Raw genomic sequence first — 17,466 nt, forward strand, 5'->3', positions numbered from 1 at the left:
CCTCGGCCGGGACGGGCCGGGGGCCCGACGTCGGTCACGACGTCGGGCCCCCGGGTGGTGCTTCCGGCCAGGACCGGCTCAGCCGGGCCGGTCCTGGTTTGTCCGGTCAGCGTTGCAGGGTGAGCAGGCCCGGCCGGTACGGCAGGAGCCCGTAGTCGCCGCCCGAGTTGGGCGAACGGCCCTGGTACAGCATCTGCAGGTTGCAGGCGTTGACGGTCATGGTCTGGTCGGCGTTGGTGCGGATCAGCTCGCCGTGGCTGATGTCGTTGGTCCAGGTGGCGCCGCTGTTGGCCTTGCCGGCGAACGGGTTGCTCTCGCTGGTGGCCTGCGGGGTCCAGCTGCCGCCCAGGCTGGTCGCGGTGAACGACCGGAAGTAGCGGCCCTGCGAGCCGATCGCCTCGACGATCATCAGGTACTTGTTCAGCCCCTGGAGCTTGTAGACCTGCACGCCCTCGAACAGGTTGTTCGTGGTGTCGGTCATGATCGTCGTGTAGTTCGAGCCGAAGCTGCCCGGGAAGTTCCCGATCGGCATGCTCGCCCGGTAGATCCGACCGTTGTCCCCGGCGAAGAACAGGTACATGTTCTGGCTGTCACCGATGAGCGCCTGGTCGATCGGGCCGGTGCCGGAGTTGGAGATGCTGCCGGTGAACAGCGTCTGGTGCGCCGACCAACTGTTCACGTTCGTCGGGTCGGTCGAGGTCCGGTAGGAGAACGCCGGGCCACCCCACTGGTAGGCCAGCACCCAGATGTTCTTCGGCGCGAAGTAGAACAACGACGGCGCGACCGCCGAGAACGGCATGGTGTTCTGACTGGCCGAACCCATCTCGTTCCAGTTACCGAACGTCCCGAAGTTCATCGAGCCCCACGACGTGCCGGTGTCGTGCGTCGTCGCGTAGACCAACTGCCGGCCGTTGTACGGCGCGTGCGTGAAGTCCTTCAGCGACACCCAACCGGACTTCGGCTGCGCCAGCGCGCCGGTCGACGACCACCGGTACGACGACGGCAGGTCACACGTCGTGGACGGCGGCGGCGTGGTCGGCGCCGGCGTCGTCGGCTGGGTGGTACCGCCGAGGGAGACGAGCCGGAACTGCTGGTTGGCCTGCCCGTGGCAGTCGTACAACTGGACCTGCGCCCCGTTGGCCGTGCTCCACACGTCCAGGCAGCGCCCGGACTGCACGCCGCTGATGGTGCCGTTGGAGTTGACGTTCCACTGCTGGTTGCTCTGCCCGTGGCAGGTGTAGATCTGGACCGCCGCGCCGTTGCCGGTGCCGGCCGCGTCCAGACACATGGTGCCGTACACCCGGAGTTGCTTGTCCGAGGTGTACGTCCAGGACTGGTTGGTCTGCTTGTTGCAGTCCCAGAGGTTCACCCGGGTGCCGTCGGTACGGGAGGCGTTGGGCACGTCGACGCACCGGCCCGACTGGGTGCCGACGATCTCGCTGGCGGAGCCGGGCGGAGCGGTCGGCCCCGGCGTGGTGGGGGTCGGTCCCGGCGTGGTGGGCGTGGGGTTGGGGGTGGCGCTGTTCAGCGCGTCCAGGGTGGCCGTGTACGCCTGCTTCTTGTTGCCGTTGCACTCGAACAGCAGGGGGGTGCCGCTGCTGCGCCACGAGTCGCAGTCCCGGACGCCCCAGACGGTGATGCCGGTGCACCGGGGCACCGCGAGGCAGTCGTTGACCACGTTGCGGTAGGTGTTGGCCTGGGTGCTGCCGGAGCCCTCGATGTCCAGCTCGGTGATCTGGACGTCGACGCCGAGCGCGGCGAAGCTGGACAGCGTGGTGCGGTAGTTGCTGTTGTACGCCGAGCCGGCGTTGAAGTGCGACTGGAACCCGACGCAGTCGATCGGCACGCCGCGCTGCTTGAAGTCCTGGACCATCCGGTAGACGGCCTGCGTCTTGGCCCAGGTCCAGTTGTCGGTGTTGTAGTCGTTGTAGCAGAGCTTCGCGCCCGGGTCGGCGGCCCGGGCGGCGCGGAACGCGGCCTCGATCCAGTCGTTGCCGGTGCGCTGGAGGTTGGAGTTGCGGCGGGCGCCGCTGTTGCCGTCCTCGAACGCCTCGTTCACCACGTCCCAGGCGTAGATCTTGCCGCGGTAGTTGCTGGCGACCCGGGTGACGTGGTTCAGCATCGCCGAACGCAGCGCCGAGCCCTCCATGGCCTGCATCCAGCCGGGCTGCTGGGAGTGCCAGGCCAGGGTGTGGCCGCGCACCTTCCAGCCCCGGCTGAGGCCGTGGTTGACGATCCGGTCCGCGTTGGTGAACGTGAAGTTGTTCTGCTGCGGCTCGGTCGCGTCGATCTTCATCTCGTTCTCGGCGGTGATCGCGTTGAACTCGCGGTTGAGGATCGTGCTGTACGTGCCGTCGCCGAGCTTGCCCACGGTGGCGGCGGCGCCGAAGTAGCGGCCGGACTGGGCCGCCGCCGCGCCGAGGGTGCTCTCGGCGGCGTGCGCGAGGTTGGGCAGCAACGATACGAGCAGGGCCGCCGACAGCGCGACAGCTCCGGAGACGGAGAGCGCTCTGAGTCGGCGTCTGGGGGGACGGTGCCGGGAGATCACGTCGATCCTCCAACGGGACGGGGCGACACAGGGTCGCGGTGGGGGTGGAATACGCCGGCTGGCCGCGTCGGAACGAACTCGTGGCCCACGTGGTGGACGTCGGACCGGTCGGCCCGGCCGGCGAAGGGTCGCCGCCCGCCGCACGGCGGCTGGTGGAAGCCGGCGTGGTCACGCGGGCGCGGGTGGTGAACCCCGGCCCGGACGGACAGCGGCGGCGCGGTGGCCCCGGGTGGTGGCCTCTGCCGGTGGTGGTGTGGTGGTGTGGTGGTGGTGGTGACCTCGGGTGGCGGTGGGACGGGCTCCTCGCAGGGACGGGCAGTACGGGGTCGACAGCTGTGTTAGCGCTCACACAGATCGACGGATCTAGGTTTACAAAGACTCGCAGGCATGGCAAGCGATAGTTTTGTCCGATAGTTTCGGAGACCTGTCTTCCGGCGCCGGCCGGTGGCCGCGGTCAGCGTCCGGCGTCGACGGTGGGCGGGGCGGTGCTCTCCCGGATAGTGAGGGTGGTGGCCAGTTCGAGCCCGATCCGGGTGGTCGGCTCGCCGCGGGCGAGGGCGAGGGCCATCTCGGTGGCGGCCACGGCCATCTCGACGAGCGGCTGGTGGACGGTGGTCAGCGGCGGATCGACCAGACCGGCCAGTGGCAGGTCGTCGAAGCCCACCACGCTCAGCTCGTGCGGGATCCGTAACCCGAGCCGCCGGGCGGCCTGGTAGACACCGAGGGCCTGGAGGTCGTTGCAGGTGAAGACCGCCGTCGGCCGGTCGGGCCGGCTCAGCAGGTCGAGCGCGGCCGACTCGCCGCCCTCCCTGGTCAGCGTGGCGCGCACGATCAGATCGGCGCCGTCGGGCAGGCCGGCGGCCTCCATGGCCGAGCGGTAGCCGTCCAGTCGCGCCCGACAGCACAGGATCCGCTCCGGGCCACCGATCATCGCGATCCGCCGGTGCCCCAGCCCGATCAGGTGGCGGGCCGCGGACCGGCCGCCGGCCCAGTTCGTCGCCCCGACGAAGGGCACGTCGTCGGGGAGTTCGGCGGTGGGGTCGAAGACCACGAGCGGGATTCCCCTGGCGCGCAGCCGACCACGCTCCTCCTCGTCGAGCTGGGCCACCGTCACCAGGCCGGCCGGTCGACGGGAGAGGGCGTCGTCGATCCAGTAGCGGACCGCGTTGCGTTGCGGACCGAACTCGGTGAGGACCACGCCGACCCGCTGCTGGCGGGCCACCCGCTCGACCCCCCGGATGATCTCCAGGCCCCACATGTCGGCGATCTCGTCGAAGACGAGCTCCACGGTGTTGTTGCGGGTGGGCGGCGGCGAACGACGGTAGCCGTGCTGGCTGATCGCCACTTCCACCCGGGCGCGGGTGTCGGCGGAGACGCCGGAACGACCGTTGATGACCTTGGAGACGGTGGGCACCGACACCCCGGCCGACTCGGCGATGACCGCGATCGTCACCGGTCTGCTCGGGTCGCCGATCCGGGCCGCCGGCTCGGTGACCGGCTCGTCCGCCTCGGCGTGCGTCAACCCTGGTCCCTTCTCGTCGGCCGGACGGCGGCCGGCGGGTCGGCTGGCCACCCGGACCGGGGTGGCCGGTCGGTGGGCGTCGGCCCGGCCGGGGCGAGCCATCAGTGACCGGCGTCCCATCCCAGTGACCGGCGTGTTTTCGGGGAAGGATAGCCGGTCCGCGCCGTAACCGGACCCGACCCGGTCGCCGATTGACGATGATCAAAGAAAGTCGGTAAGGTTCGGGGTGGAAAGTTTCCGGCTCGTGTTCGAGAAAGTTTCCAGCGGGAGCCCTCATCACCGCACCGCGGATGCCCTGGGCAGCATCCGCCGCACCCCTCACCCTCGGCTGACGACGCTGGGCAACGCCGCCTGACCCGGTGACCGGGCGGCAGCGCCGCCGCCTCCATCGGTCCGAGGGCCCGAGCGCCATCCTGGCGAGGAGTTTCCTGATGAGATCGCACACCGCACGAAGAAAAACCCCCTGGCAGCTCGGCCTGGTCGCCGCCGGGGTCGTCACCCTGTTGCTGGCCTGGCTGACGACTCCCGTCAACGCCCAGGCCGCCGCCGGTTGCCGGGTGACGTACACGGCCGCGGCCGAATGGCCGGGCGGTTTCACCGCCAACGTCGCCGTGACCAACCTCGGTGAGCCGGTCAACGGCTGGCGGCTGGCCTGGACGTTCCCGTCCGGACAGCGGGTCACCCAGGCGTGGAACGCGACGGTGACCTCGTCCGGCGGCCAGACCGTCGCGGCCAACCTGAGCTACAACGCGGCCATCGCCACCAACGCGACGGTCTCCTTCGGCTTCAACGGCTCCTGGACGGGCAGCAACACCGCGCCGACCGCGTTCACCCTCAACGGCGTCGCCTGCGCCGGCGACGCCTCCCCGTCCCCGACCACCCCGCCGCCCACGACGCCCCCGCCGCCGACCACCCCGCCGCCCACGACGCCCCCGCCGACGACGCCCCCGCCCGGGGACGCGATGGCGACGGTGGCCGCTATGCAGCCCGGCTGGGGTCTGGGGAACACGTTCGACGCCATCCCCGACGAGACCTCCTGGGGCAACCCGCTGACCACCCGGGAACATCTACGGTTCGTCCGCTCGCAGGGGTACAACAGCATCCGGATCCCGGTGACCTGGAGCAACCACCACGGCCCCGCGCCGACGTACACGATCGACCCCACCTGGTTGAACCGGATCCGGGAGGTCGTCGACTGGTCCCTCGACGAGGGCCTGTACGTCATGATCAACCTGCACCACGACTCCTGGCAGTGGATCAACACCTACCCCACCGACCGGACGACCGTGCTGAACCGCTACACCGCGCTGTGGACCCAGCTCGCCGCCACGTTCCGCGGCCACTCCGACAAGCTGGTCTTCGAGAGCATCAACGAGCCGCAGTTCACCGGCACCGCCGACGACGCCGCCAGCGACGCCCTGCTGCACGAGCTGAACACCGAGTTCGTCCGGCTGGTCCGGCGCACCGGCGGGACGAACGCCACCCGGCTGCTCGTGCTGCCCACCCTGCACACCAGCTCCGAGCAACCCCGGCTGGACGCGCTCTCCGCGACCATCGACCAGTTGGACGACCCGAACCTCGCCGCGACCGTCCACTTCTACGGGTGGTGGCCGTTCAGCGTCAACATCGCCGGCGGCACCCACTACGACGCCAACGTCGAGAAGGACCTCGTCGACAGCTTCACCCGGGCGCACGACGCCTTCGTGGCCAAGGGCGTCCCGGTGATCGTCGGAGAGTGGGCGTTGCTGGCCTACGACTACACCCGGCCCGGGATCATCCAGCGCGGCGAGATGCTGAAGTTCTTCGAGGCGGTCGGCTATCACGCCCGGATCCGCAAGCTCACCACCATCCTCTGGGACGCGGGGACCTTCCTGGTACGCGACGAGCTGCGGTGGCGCGACCAGGGTGTGCACACCCTGTTGAAGGCGAACTGGACCACCCGCTCCGCCACCGCCTCCTCGGACCAGGTCTACCTGCCCCGCACCGGGGACATCACCAACCGGACACTGACGCTCAACCTCAACGGCGCGACGTTCCGGGGGTTGCGGCAGGGCGGCGTCGAGCTGGCCAACGGCGCGGACTACACGGTCTCCGGTAGTACGCTCACGCTGACCCGCACGGCCCTGACCCGGCTGGCCGGCAACCGCGCGTACGGCGTCAACGCCACCATCGAGGCGCACTTCTCCCAGGGCGCCCCGTGGCAGATCAACGTCATCACCGCCGACCCGCCGACCCAGGCGGCGGCGACCGGCACCACCGGCTCGTTCGCCGTTCCCACCCAGTTCCGGGGGGACCAGCTCGCCACCATGGAGGCGAAGTACGCCGACGGCACTCCCGCCGGCCCGGCCAACTGGACCCCGTACAAGGAGTTCTGGAGCAACTTCCAGCCCGACTACGCCGCCAACACGATCCTGCTCAAGCCCGAGTTCTTCGCCGAGGTCGACGACGGCGTCGTCACCCTCACCTTCCACTTCTGGAGCGGCACGAAGACCACGTACCGACTGACGAAGTCCGGCGCCACGGTCACCGGCGCTCCGGCCTGACCCGGCACGACAGGGGGCGTCGGGGCCGACCACGGTCCCGGCGTCCCCGTCCCGCCTCCGGCCGGAACGCAAATTTTGCTCAAGGCTTGCCCCGATCGGTACCGTCCGGGCCGCCGGCCGTCCACGGTAAGGGGTATCCCGACGAGTGGAGAAACGGTCTGCGATGGCATCCATCCTGCTCGACCGGCCCCGGCCGCCGGCGCACCCGCCGCCGCTGGACTGGCCGACCATGGCCGACGCGTTCGAGGTCGCCTGCCTGCTGCGCTGCATGCCGCTGCCCGCCGGCAGCCGGGGGCGGCGCACCGGTGAGCCGTACCGCAGCGTGGTGGAGTTCAACCGGGAGGACGCCGCGCTGCGCACGCGGCAGCTCCTCGGCCGACTGGCGGTCCCGGTCGAGCACGAGGTCAGCGTGGGCGGCCTGCGTCGCCGGTACGAGTTGCACCGACTGCGGGTGCCCGAGTCGGGGCGGGCGGCGTACACGCTGCTGCTGGAGGCCGGTTGGCGACAGGGCCGGCGGGAGCTGCTCGGCGGAACCGCCCCCGGCTCGTCCGGTCCGCGCCGGGTGTGGCGCGCCCGGCTGGCCGCCGCCGCCTGGCGGTCCGCGCTGCTGGCCGGGGGACGCCACGTCCGCCGACACATCCTCGGGGTCCGCCTGACCGACCGGGACCTGGCCGCCGTCCTGGTGCGCGGCGCCACCGTCCTGGACGTGCCGGCCGCGTTCCGTCCGGGCGCCGGATGCTTCGTGGTGAGCGTCGCCGACGGCCCCGACCGCGCCCGCATCCTCGACAGCGTCAGCGCCCCGACGGTCGACCGGGCGGGGACCCTTCCCCCCGATTGACGTGCGGGAAGGGTCCCCTGCCCACCACCGGCCCCGCAGTGCCGCCGGGTCTGGGCGCCGTGGCAGGTCAGCCGTTGGCGATCAGGCTGGCGATCTCGTTGTAGATGAGGTGGGCCTTCGCGCCCTGGTTCGCCGGACAGCCGCCGAGGTGGTGCAGGGCGATCACCCGGTGGTTGGCGTCGAGCACCGGCGAGCCGGAGTTGCCGCCGGAGGTGTCACAGCTGTAGCTGATGTTCCAGGTGTTGTAGTTCGCGTTCCGCACGGTGCACAGCGCGCCGCCCTGGGTGTCCTCGTAGATGGACAGCCGCTTGGGGTTGCCGTCGCCGTGTCCCGGGACGTACATCCGGGCGCCGGTGGTGGTGGCGGTGGTCGCCAGGTAGAGCGTGCCGAAGCTCTGGATGTTGGCGAAGTTGTTCACCGAGAACAGGGCGTAGTCCAGTTGGCTGGAGCCGCCGGCGCTCACCTTGTAGAGGGTCGCGCCGCTGACCTTGGTGCCGGCGCCGGGGTTCGCCCCGCCGCAGGTGGCGCACTGGTAGTTGAACTGCATCTCGCTGCCGCTGACCGCGGCCTGCGTCGAGAAGCAGTGCTTGTTGGTCAGCATGCGGTTGGTGTCGCCGACCCGCCAGGTGGTGCACATGCCGCCACCGCTGATCAGCAGCCGGGCCACCGCCCGGCCCCGGGCGTACTCGGTCGGGTGGCTGCTCTGGTAGCAGACCACGTCGCGCCGGGCGTCGGTGCCGCACACCGACTGCGCCGAGAGGTTGTGCTGGGCGATCTCGGTAGGAGCGTAGCCACGCCAGAACCGGTCGATGGTGGCGACGGTGGCCCGGGAGGACCGGCTGCTGTGCAGCGTCACCACCGCCGTGTCGCCGTCGACCGACATCGCCCAGAAGCCCGGTCGCCCGTCGGTGGTGTAGTCCGAGCCGGTCGCCCGGTCCAGGTGGCGGTCGTACCGGTGGCTCTCCCGGCCGTCCGGGCTCGACACGGTGACGTGGTCGCCGGGGGCCAGCCGCAGCGAGCTGAAGTGCACCTTGACGTAGGTCGCGCCGGGGTGCCGGATGACCTGGGTCCGGCCGTCCCGGGCGTAGGAGAGCGCGCCGTCGACGGTGCGCAGCTCGCCGACGGTGGTGACGCCCTCCGCCGAGAACTGCTCCGCCTCGGCCGCCCGCTCTGAGCGCGGAGTGAGCTGTTGGCCCGGGTACGCCTCGGCGGCGGGCACCGACAGCAGGCTCAGCCCGAGCGTGCAGGCGCCGATGGTGACCGCCGCCGTTCGCAGACGACGCAGGGTGGTTTTCATGTCGCTCCCTCCCGAGAGACCGGCACGGGAACGTGCCTGCTGAACTTCATACTCGATCTAAACGATAGATGTAAACATATCGATTTTTTGGAGATCGGTGTGATGATCGACGGGTTGCCAACCCGGGCGTCGGGGCGCACAGTGCTGGCTGTGAACGGCGACCGACCCATCCGCCGCCGGTGGCGCAGCCGCGCCCGGCGCGCCTCGGCCGTGGCGCTGGCCGTGGCGCTGTCGCCGGCGCTGTCCGCCTGCCGCGACGAGCCGGCCGACCCGGTCCGCGTCCGGATCGCCACCGGCAGCCCCACCGCCGTCTACCACGCGTTCGGCGAGTCGCTGGCGGCCATCCTCAACCGGGAGGTGCCCGGCGTACGGGCCAGCGTGGTGGTCACCGCCGCGTCGGCGCAGAACGTCCGGCTCGTCGAGTCCGGCCAGGCGGAGCTCGGCTTCACCCAGGCCGACGTGCTGCTCGCCGAGCCGGGCGCGCACCCCGAGGTGGCGGCGGTGGCCCGGGTCTACGACGACCTGCTGCACCTGGTCACCACCGTGGAGTCGCCGGTGCGTACCGTGGCGGACCTGCGCGGCCGACGGGTCTCGGTGGGCGCGGAGGGCTCCGGCACCGGGATCACCGCGACCCGCCTGCTCGACGTGGCCGGGCTGAACGGCCCGTCGGTACGGCGGGAACGGCTCGGCCTGGACGACTCGGTGTCCGCGCTGCGCGCCGGCCGGATCGACGCGTTCTTCTTCTCCGGCGGGCTGCCCGTACGGGCCATCGAACAGCTCGCCGGCGCCATCGGCGTCCGCCTGGTCGACCTGGGCGAGTGGACCGAGCCGCTGCGCCGCCAGCACCGCGAGGTCTACGTCTCCCGGGACGTCCCCAGCTCGGCGTACGGGGTGGAGCCGGTCACCACGGTGGCGAACCCGAACTACCTGGTGGTCGCCGCCGACGTGCCGGAGTCCCTGGTGCGGGAGGTGACCCGGCTGCTGATGCAGCGCCGGGAGGAGCTGGCCGCCGCGCACCCCGCCGCCGGGCGGATGAGCGCCCGCTCCGCCATCGTCACCGCGCCGCTGCCCCTGCACCCGGGGGCCGCCGGCTGGTACCGCGACAGCAAACCCTGAGCGTCAGGAGGGGGTCGGGAACCACAGCTCGGCGACCAGGCCCCGGGGTCGGGCCTGGCGCATGCTGAGCCGACCGCCGGAGGCGTCCACCAGGACCGCCACGATGGTCAACCCGAGACCGGCGCCGTCGACGTTCTGCGCGTCCGGGGCCCGCCAGAACCGCTCGGTGGCCTGGTCGAGCTGGCTCTCCGTCATGCCCGGACCGTCGTCGCGGACCGCCAGGGCGACCCCGTCCCCGCTCGGCTCGACGGTCACCGTCACCGTGCCGCCGGCCCCGCTGAACTTCACCGCGTTGTCGACCAGCGCGTCCAACGCCTGGTCGATGGCGGTGGGGACGGTGCGCGCGTACGCGGGGCCGGGGACCGCGGACAGGCGCAGCGTGACCGACCGGCGGCGGGCCAGCGGCTCCCAGGCCGTCACCCGGGACGCGGCCGTCGCCACCGCGTCCACGGTCACCAGGCGGTTCTCCTCCCGCTCGGCGCGGGCCAGGGTGAGCAGCGCGTCGAGCACCTGGGCGAGCCGGTCGGTCTCCTCCAACGCCAACCGGTGCTCGGCGCGGCCCTCCGCGTCGACGAGGCTCGGCCCCAGCTCCTCCACCCGCAGCCGCAACGCGGTCAGCGGGTTGCGGAGCTGGTGGCTGGCGTGCGCGACGAAGGCCCGCTGCCGGTCCATCACGTCGGACACCACGTCGGCCATGTGGTTGAAGCCGGCCGCGAGCCGCCGCAGCTCCGGCGGGCCGAGCCGGTGCTGCACCCGGGCGGTGCGGTCCCCCTCGGCGATCTCGTGGGTCACCGCGTCCAGCTCGGTGACCGGGCGCAGCACCCAACCGGCCAGCCCGAACGCGGTGAGCACGCAGGCCAGCACGGCGAGCAGCCCGATCACCGTGAGCAGCAGCCACCAGGCCGTGACGGTACGGCGCACCGCGTCCACCGGGCTGGCGGTGACCACCGCGCCCAGCACCTCACCGCCGTCGTTGATCGGCACCGCCACCACCATCGGCCCGTCCACCCAGGGCCGGACGGCCTCCGAACCGGTGTACTGCTGCCCGGACAGGGCGACCCGGACCGCCGCCTCGGTCGCCGGCGACGGGTGGTAGCCGGCGGACAGCGCGACCGTACGGAGCTCCCGGTCGACCACCGTGGCGCCGATGCCGTACAGGCCGTCGTAGCTGTCGAGCTCGTTCTCCAGACCACCGGTGCCGCCGCCCCGCAGGGCGGGGCCGGCCAGCGAGGCGAACCGGGTGGCGTCGGCGAGCCGGTCGGCGCGGACCCGGTCGGTCTCCCGGTTGGCCAGGGTCACCGCCAGCGGCGTCTCCAGCGCCACCAGCACCAACGCCATCAACAGCAGGTAGCTGACGACCAGCCGGCGGCGCACCCCGACCTCACTCGCCGCGCAGCCGGTAGCCGACCCCGCGCACCGTCTCCACCAGCCGGGCGTCGCCCAGCTTGCCGCGCAGCGAGCCGACGTGCACCTCGACCGTGTGCCGCTCGGCCCAGGTGGTGCCCCAGACGTCCAGCAGGATCCGCTCGCGGGGCACCACCGTGCCGGGCTGGCGGGCCAGCGAGACGAGGATGTCGAACTCCTTGCGGGTCAGGGTGACCGGTCGGCCGTCGACGGTGACCGTCCGGGCGGCCACGTCGATTGCCAGCGCCCCGGCGACGATCCGGTCCGGCTCGGGGGCGGCCCGGGCGGCCCGGCGCAGCACCGCCTCGATACGCGCCTGCAACTCGACCATGGAGAACGGTTTCACCACGTAGTCGTCCGCGCCGAGCCGCAGCCCGAGCACCCGGTCGCGCTCCTCGCCCCGCGCGGTGACCGCGATGATGCCGGTCTGCGCGCTGCGCCGCCGCAGCTCGCGGCAGAGCTCGGTGCCGTCGCCGTCGGGCAGGGTCAGGTCGAGCAGGACCAGGTCGCACGGCGCGGCGGCCAACGCCGCCGCCACGGTGGCCGCGTGCTCCACCCGGTACCCCCGCCGGGTCAGCGCCGACGACAGGGCCGCCGCCACCCGACGGTCGTCCTCCACCAGCAGGACCCGCACCCGCGCCCCCTCCGCCGTTGAGCCTCCGGTCAGCGAATGGTGCCAGACGTCGGCGCTCCGCCGCGACACCCGGGACGGGCCCGGGGCAGGGCCCGGCGTACCGGAGAGTCCCCTCCGCACGGCGGTTATGCTCCCTTTGCCGTGTCGGCCCCCCGGGCGGCCGCGCGTCGTCCCGGCACGTACGTGCCCCTTCGAACCCTGTGAGTGGAGCTCATGAGCCAAGGAACCGACCAGGTCTTCGTGCACCCGACCGCCGAGGTGGAGGAGGGCGCGACCATCGGCGACGGCACCAGGGTCTGGCACCTGGCCCACGTCCGGTCCACGGCGACCATCGGCGCCGGCTGCGTCATCGGCCGCAACGTGTACGTGGACAGCAACGCGGTGATCGGGGACCGCTGCAAGGTGCAGAACAACGTCTCGGTGTACCAGGGGGTGACCCTGGAGGACGAGGTCTTCGTCGGGCCCTGCGCGGTGTTCACCAACGACTTCCGGCCCCGGGCGCAGAACCCGGACTGGCAGATCACCCCGACCGTGGTACGTCGAGGCGCGTCGATCGGCGCGAACGCCACGCTGGTCTGCGGCATCGAGGTCGGCCGGTACGCGATGATCGCCGCCGGCTCGGTGGTGACCCGGGACGTCGCCCCGTACCAGTTGGTCGCCGGCAACCCGGCCCGGCCGAAGGGCTGGGTCGACGAGAAGGGCGAGGTGGTCTCCCGCGACCCCGCCACTCCCCCACCCACCCGCCCCTGACGCCCCACGCGCGAACCTCCTGATCGACCCGGCCGACCGGCGGAAAGCCGGCCGGGTCGACGGGGCGGGGTCAGCCGCCGATGACGATGCGGCGGGTGTCCGGCCAGCGGGCCGGGTCGGTGACCCGGCGGCCGTCCACCAGCACCCGCACGTCGGGCAGGTCGGTGGCGGCGAGGGTGCGGTACTCGGCGTGGTCGGCCTGCACCACGGCGGCGGTGACCCGCTCGCCGGCGTACGCCGGCAGGCCGTGCGCGGTCAACTCCTCGGCGGTGTACATCGGGTCGGAGACGTACGGCTTAGCGCCCCGGGCGCGCAGCGCCTCGACGGTCGGGAAGACCCCGGAGAACGCGGTCTCCTTCACCCCGCCCCGGTAGGCCGCGCCGAGCACCAGCACCTCGACGTCGGTCAGGTCACCGTACGCGGCGGCGAGCAGGTCGACGGCGTACTCCGGCATGGCCGCGTTCGCCTCGCGGGCGGAGCGGACCACCGTGGCGGCCGGGTCGTTCCACAGGTACATCCGGGGGTAGATCGGGATGCAGTGCCCGCCGACCGCGATGCCCGGGGAGTGGATGTGGCTGTACGGCTGGCTGTTGCAGGCGTCGATGACCTTGAGCACGTCGACGCCGACCGTGTCGGCGAACCGGGCGAACTGGTTCGCCAGGCCGATGTTGACGTCCCGGTAGGTGGTCTCGGCGAGCTTGGCCAGCTCGGACGCCTCGGCCGAGCCGAGATCCCACACCCCGTTGGGCTGGGCCAGGTCGGCGCGCTCGTCGAAGTCGAGCACCGCCTCGTAGAAGCGCACGCCGTGCGCGGCGGACGCCTCGTCGATGCCGCCGACCAGCTTCGGGTAGCGACGCAGGTCCGCGAAGACCCGGCCGGTCAGCACCCGCTCCGGGCTGAACACCAGGTGGAAGTCGGCGCCGGCGGTGAGCCCGGAGCCCTGCTCCAGCATCGGGGCCCAACGGGTCCGGGTGGTGCCGACCGGCAGGGTGGTCTCGTAGCTGACCAGGGTGCCCGGCTTCAGGCCCCGGGCGATGGCCCGGGTCGCGTCGTCCATCCAGCCGAAGTCCGGCACGCCCTCGGCGTCCACGAACAGCGGCACGACGACCACGACGGCCTCGCTCTCGGCGACCGCCGCGGCGGTGTCGGTGGTGGCCGAGAATAGCCCGGCGGCGACCACCTCCTTGAGCTTGACGTCCAGGTCGGCTTCCCCGGGGAACGGCACCGCGCCGTCGTTGACCAGGTTGACCACCCGCTCGGAGACGTCGGCGCCGATGACCCGGTGCCCCTTCGTCGCGAACTGCACGGCCAGCGGCAGTCCGATCTTCCCGAGCGCGACGACGCAGATGTTCATGGCTGCTACTTTCCTCCGAGTGGAAGCCTGCGCCGCAGGCGGGCCATCAGCCGGCGGGGCGTGACCGGCGCTACGGCGACGACGAGTTGACCCTTGTGGTTCGTGGTGGCGGTCAGGACGTGCAGGCTGGCGCCCCGCCGGACGACGGCCCGCCGCGGCGTCGGCCGCCGTGGGCCGCGCAGCGGCGCGACACCGGTGCCGCCGAGCGCGTCGACGTGCGCCTGGACGAGCCGCAGCTCGCCGCCGGGCGCGACGTCCGCCAGCAGCCCGGCGAGCGGGATGCGGGCCCGGACGGTGGTGCCGGTGGCGTCCGGGACGACCTCGGTGGTCGTACCGAGCGTAACGCCCGCGCCGAGTTTCACCCCGCTGGTCAGCTCGGACAGGTCCGGACGGGGGCTGCGGGCGGTGACGGTGAGCGCCCGGGCGCCCTCGAAGTCCACCGACACGGTGTCGAGTCGGGCCAGCCAGGCCGCCGCGTGGTCGGTGACGTCGAACCAGGCGTCCGGGATGTCCAGCTCCGGGGAGCGGAAACCCGGATAGCCGGCGTACCAGCGGTCGCCGTCGCGCACCGCCGGCGGGACGCCCAGCTCGGCGTCCTGCCGGATCACCGCGAGCAGGTCGTCCACGCCGCCGTGCCGGGCCACGCCGAGCCGGACCCGGGCGTCGATGTCGAGGCCGTCGCGGATCCGGTCGGTGAGATGCCGTACGGCCAGCGCCCGCACGCCGGCGTGCACGGCCTCCTGGGTGGCCCGGTCCAGGCCGAGGACGTCGTCCTCCAGCAGCCGGGCGACCTCCCAGGCGAAGTGCCGCAACAGCACCGCGTCCCGGCGGGGCCCCTCCTCGATCAGCCCGGCCACGAACCCGACCAGCGCCTCGGCGCAGCGCAGCCGCTCCAGGTGCCGGCTGGCGTAGGTGATGTTGCGGGCGTTCAGCCGGCGTACCGCGTAGTAGTAGTCGTAGTCGGCGAGCACCGAGACCCGCTTCGCCCGGTAGCACGCCTCGATGGTGAACGGCTGGTCGCTGCCGACCGGCATGTCCTCCGGGTAGCGCAGCTTGTGCCGCTCGATCAGCTCCCGCCGGAACAGTTTCGTGTTGGACAGCGAGAACGGCAGCGGGGAGGTGAACAGGTCCACCTCCTCCCGGGTCGACCCGAAGATCGCCTGGTGGATGTTGCGGCTGTTCACGCCGCGCATCCGGCCGAGCACCACGTCGGCGTCCCACCGGTCGGCGGCGGCGACCAGGCGTTCCAGCGCCTCCGGGCCGAGGTAGTCGTCGGAGCCGATGAAGAAGACGTACCGGCCGGTGGCGACGTCCAGCGCGCGGTTGCTCGGCCCTGCCGGGCCGCCGGAGTTCGACTGACTCAGCACCTTCACCGTGCCCGGGTGCAGCCGCGCGAACCGCTCCAGCTCCCGGCCGCTGCCGTCGGTGGAGCCGTCGTCGACCGCCACGATCTCCAGCCGGTCCCGGCCGATGGTCTGCTCCACCAGGGAGGTCAGGCAGCGGGTCAGGTACGGCATGGTGTTGTAGACGGCGGTGACGACGGTCACGTCGGGGACGCGCTCGCCGGAGGCGGGGACGGTCACGTGCCGGCTCCCACCGCCGGTCGGGTCGCCGGGCCCTCCGGGTGGAGCGCGCCGCCGGCCCCGGTCGCCCCGGCGGCGACGCCGCCGACCGCGGTCGACCCGGCAGGACCGCCGTCGAGCGGGCCCGGCCGGTCCGGCAGCAGCCGGGCGTAGACGCCGTCCAGCACCCGGGCCTGAGCCTCCCAGGTCCAGGTCTCCAGCAGCCCCGGGCGGTCGTACGCGGCCCGGTAGCGCTCCGGGTCGGCGAGCACCGCCCGGACGGCGCGGACGTAGTCGGTGACGTCCTCGGCCCGGAACACCTCGCCCTGCCCGGTGGCGCGGACCGTGCCGGCCATCGTCCGCACGTCGCTGACGATCATCGGCAGCCGGGCGTGCGAGTACTCGAAGAACTTGGTGATCAGGGCGATCTCGTGGTTCGGCCAGTGGTGGATCGGGATCACCCCGGCGTCGGCGGCGGCCAGGAACGGCACCACCTGCCAGTGCGCCACGTACGGCAGCGCGTGCACCCGGTCGGCCACGCCGAGCTTCGCCGCACGGGCCAGCACCCCGCTCACGTACGGGCCGGCGGGCTTGTTGACCACCAGGGCGACGTGCACGCCGGGCAACTGCGGCAGGGCGTCGACCATGACGTCCAGGCCACGCTGCTTCGCCGCCGCCCCGCTGTAGACCAGCAGCGGGGTGTCCGGCCCGACGCCGCAGAGGGCGCGCAGGTCCGGGGCGGGCGCGTCGGGCGCCAGCTCGCCGTGGTCGGCCGCCGGGGCGTTGAGCACCACGTCCGGCACGGCGACCAGCCGGTGCTCGCGGCGCAGCAGGTCGGCCAGGCCGTCCGAGACGGTCATCACCGCGTCCGCGTACGGGGCGTACTCCCGCTCGTGGGCCCGGTGCGCGGGCAGCCAGCGGGCGTTGTCCTGCCACGGCTTGAGACCGGGCAGGAACTCGTGCGCGTCCCAGACCACCTTGATCGCGCGGCCCCGGGCGGCGGCGCGGATCTTGGCGCGGGCGGCCACGCCGAGCATCCGGAAGTCGTTGGCGTGGATCAGGTCGGGCGCGAGCGCGTCGACGACCGGACCGTAGGCCAGCTCGTAGTCCCAGAGCCCGGGCTCCAGCCGCCGCCAGGCCCCGTCCCCCTTCACCGTCTGCCAGAACTTCGTGTACGCGCGGTCCCACGGGTTGCGGAACCGGCGACGCTTGCGGGCCCGGGTGAGCATCCAGTACCGCCCCGACACCCAGGTCCGGGTGAGCTTCGCGGCCGTCTCCTCGGCCTTGAGCAGCTTGCGGCGCAACGCCAGCCGGGGGGTGGCCGGGTCGGCGACGGCCAACTGCGCGGCGCGCACCGCCAGGTCGGCCCGCCACGCCTTCACCGCCTGGGCGCGGTGGGCGGCGATCCCGCTCGGCGGGTACGCCAGCGGCCAGCGCAGCCAGGCCCGGCGGAACTCGTGCCGGCGGCGGGCCAGCGGGTCGGGCATCGGCAGCAGGCGCACCTCGGCCCGGCCGAGCTGCCAGGTCTGCGGCGTCCCGCCGGGCGAGCGGCCGAGCAGGACGACCTCCCAGCCCGCGTCGGCCGCCGAACGGGCCGCCTTCTGCACCCGCGAGTCCCCGTTGACACCGTTGTCGACCAGCATGACAACCCGTCCCCGGACGTTTCGCGCCCCGGCCACGTCGCCAGATCCCATGCCCGCCCGTCTCCGTCTCTGCCGAGTGCCCAGCCCGCGAACGTCGGCGAGTCTACGTCAAGCCCTCCGCCGCCGATCCGCTGTGTACGCCTGCCCGTCGCCCCTGGTCGCCGTCGCCCGGCACGCCCCGGTCGGGCCCGGGCAACCCAGACGAGTGCCAGCCCCTGTCGGGTAGTCGACCGAACACGGAAAGCGACAACCCTT

Annotated in this window: 12 protein-coding genes; 4 read left to right on the plus strand and 8 right to left on the minus strand. The window is 72.6% G+C overall.

Going from position 1 to position 17,466, the window contains the following annotated elements:
- Window positions 1-106: 106 nt before the first annotated feature.
- Together O7606_RS09715 and O7606_RS09720 are read right to left on the minus strand one after the other, a co-directional pair.
- Entirely contained in the window at window positions 107-2,548 is a 2,442-nt protein-coding gene (locus O7606_RS09715; RefSeq protein ID WP_281598732.1) for a non-reducing end alpha-L-arabinofuranosidase family hydrolase, read from the minus strand.
- 454 nt (window positions 2,549-3,002) lie between these two features.
- Window positions 3,003-4,172, minus strand: coding sequence for a LacI family DNA-binding transcriptional regulator (locus O7606_RS09720; RefSeq protein WP_281598733.1), 1,170 nt, complete (start codon window positions 4,170-4,172; stop codon window positions 3,003-3,005).
- A 329-nt stretch (window positions 4,173-4,501) separates the two neighbouring features.
- On the opposite strand from O7606_RS09720, the gene O7606_RS09725 reads away from it, so the two are divergent.
- Both O7606_RS09725 and O7606_RS09730 read left to right on the plus strand, forming a co-directional pair.
- Window positions 4,502-6,613 (plus strand): cellulase family glycosylhydrolase, encoded by a 2,112-nt coding sequence (locus tag O7606_RS09725; protein ID WP_281598734.1) that lies wholly within the window; start codon window positions 4,502-4,504, stop codon window positions 6,611-6,613.
- 163 nt (window positions 6,614-6,776) lie between these two features.
- Window positions 6,777-7,451 (plus strand): hypothetical protein, encoded by a 675-nt coding sequence (locus O7606_RS09730; protein ID WP_281598735.1) that lies wholly within the window; start codon window positions 6,777-6,779, stop codon window positions 7,449-7,451.
- Between the two features lie 67 nt (window positions 7,452-7,518).
- Here the strand turns inward: O7606_RS09730 and O7606_RS09735 are convergent, their stop codons facing one another.
- Window positions 7,519-8,748 carry a serine protease gene (locus O7606_RS09735; protein WP_281598736.1) on the minus strand — a complete coding sequence of 410 codons (1,230 nt, stop codon included), beginning with the start codon at window positions 8,746-8,748 and terminating at the stop codon, window positions 7,519-7,521.
- Between the two features lie 168 nt (window positions 8,749-8,916).
- Here O7606_RS09735 and O7606_RS09740 point away from each other — a divergent pair, with 168 nt between their 5' ends.
- Window positions 8,917-9,864, plus strand: coding sequence for a TAXI family TRAP transporter solute-binding subunit (locus tag O7606_RS09740; protein ID WP_281599579.1), 948 nt, complete (start codon window positions 8,917-8,919; stop codon window positions 9,862-9,864).
- 3 nt (window positions 9,865-9,867) lie between these two features.
- On the opposite strand, the gene O7606_RS09745 is transcribed toward O7606_RS09740, so the two are convergent.
- Together O7606_RS09745 and O7606_RS09750 are read right to left on the minus strand one after the other, a co-directional pair.
- Entirely contained in the window at window positions 9,868-11,238 is a 1,371-nt protein-coding gene (locus tag O7606_RS09745; protein ID WP_281598737.1) for a HAMP domain-containing sensor histidine kinase, read from the minus strand.
- A 7-nt stretch (window positions 11,239-11,245) separates the two neighbouring features.
- Window positions 11,246-11,902 carry a response regulator transcription factor gene (locus tag O7606_RS09750; RefSeq protein ID WP_281598738.1) on the minus strand — a complete coding sequence of 219 codons (657 nt, stop codon included), beginning with the start codon at window positions 11,900-11,902 and terminating at the stop codon, window positions 11,246-11,248.
- Between the two features lie 213 nt (window positions 11,903-12,115).
- Between O7606_RS09750 and O7606_RS09755 the strand changes: the two genes are divergently transcribed.
- On the plus strand, window positions 12,116-12,652 hold the full coding sequence (locus O7606_RS09755; protein ID WP_281598739.1) for an acyltransferase: 537 nt from the start codon (window positions 12,116-12,118) through the stop codon (window positions 12,650-12,652).
- Window positions 12,653-12,722: 70 nt separating this feature from the next.
- Here O7606_RS09755 and O7606_RS09760 read toward each other — a convergent pair whose 3' ends face one another.
- The 3 genes from O7606_RS09760 to O7606_RS09770 are packed head-to-tail and all read right to left on the minus strand — an operon-like array spanning window position 12,723 to window position 17,211.
- On the minus strand, window positions 12,723-14,006 hold the full coding sequence (locus tag O7606_RS09760; RefSeq protein WP_281598740.1) for a nucleotide sugar dehydrogenase: 1,284 nt from the start codon (window positions 14,004-14,006) through the stop codon (window positions 12,723-12,725).
- A 5-nt stretch (window positions 14,007-14,011) separates the two neighbouring features.
- On the minus strand, window positions 14,012-15,589 hold the full coding sequence (locus O7606_RS09765; RefSeq protein WP_281598741.1) for a glycosyltransferase: 1,578 nt from the start codon (window positions 15,587-15,589) through the stop codon (window positions 14,012-14,014).
- Window positions 15,586-17,211, minus strand: a complete 1,626-nt coding sequence (locus O7606_RS09770; protein WP_281598742.1) for a glycosyltransferase family 4 protein — start codon at window positions 17,209-17,211, stop codon at window positions 15,586-15,588. The genes O7606_RS09765 and O7606_RS09770 overlap by 4 nt, the downstream gene beginning before the upstream one ends.
- Between the last annotated feature and the right edge of the window lie 255 nt (window positions 17,212-17,466).

It is taken from the genome of Micromonospora sp. WMMD882, assembly GCF_027497255.1.
GTDB lineage: Bacteria > Actinomycetota > Actinomycetes > Mycobacteriales > Micromonosporaceae > Micromonospora.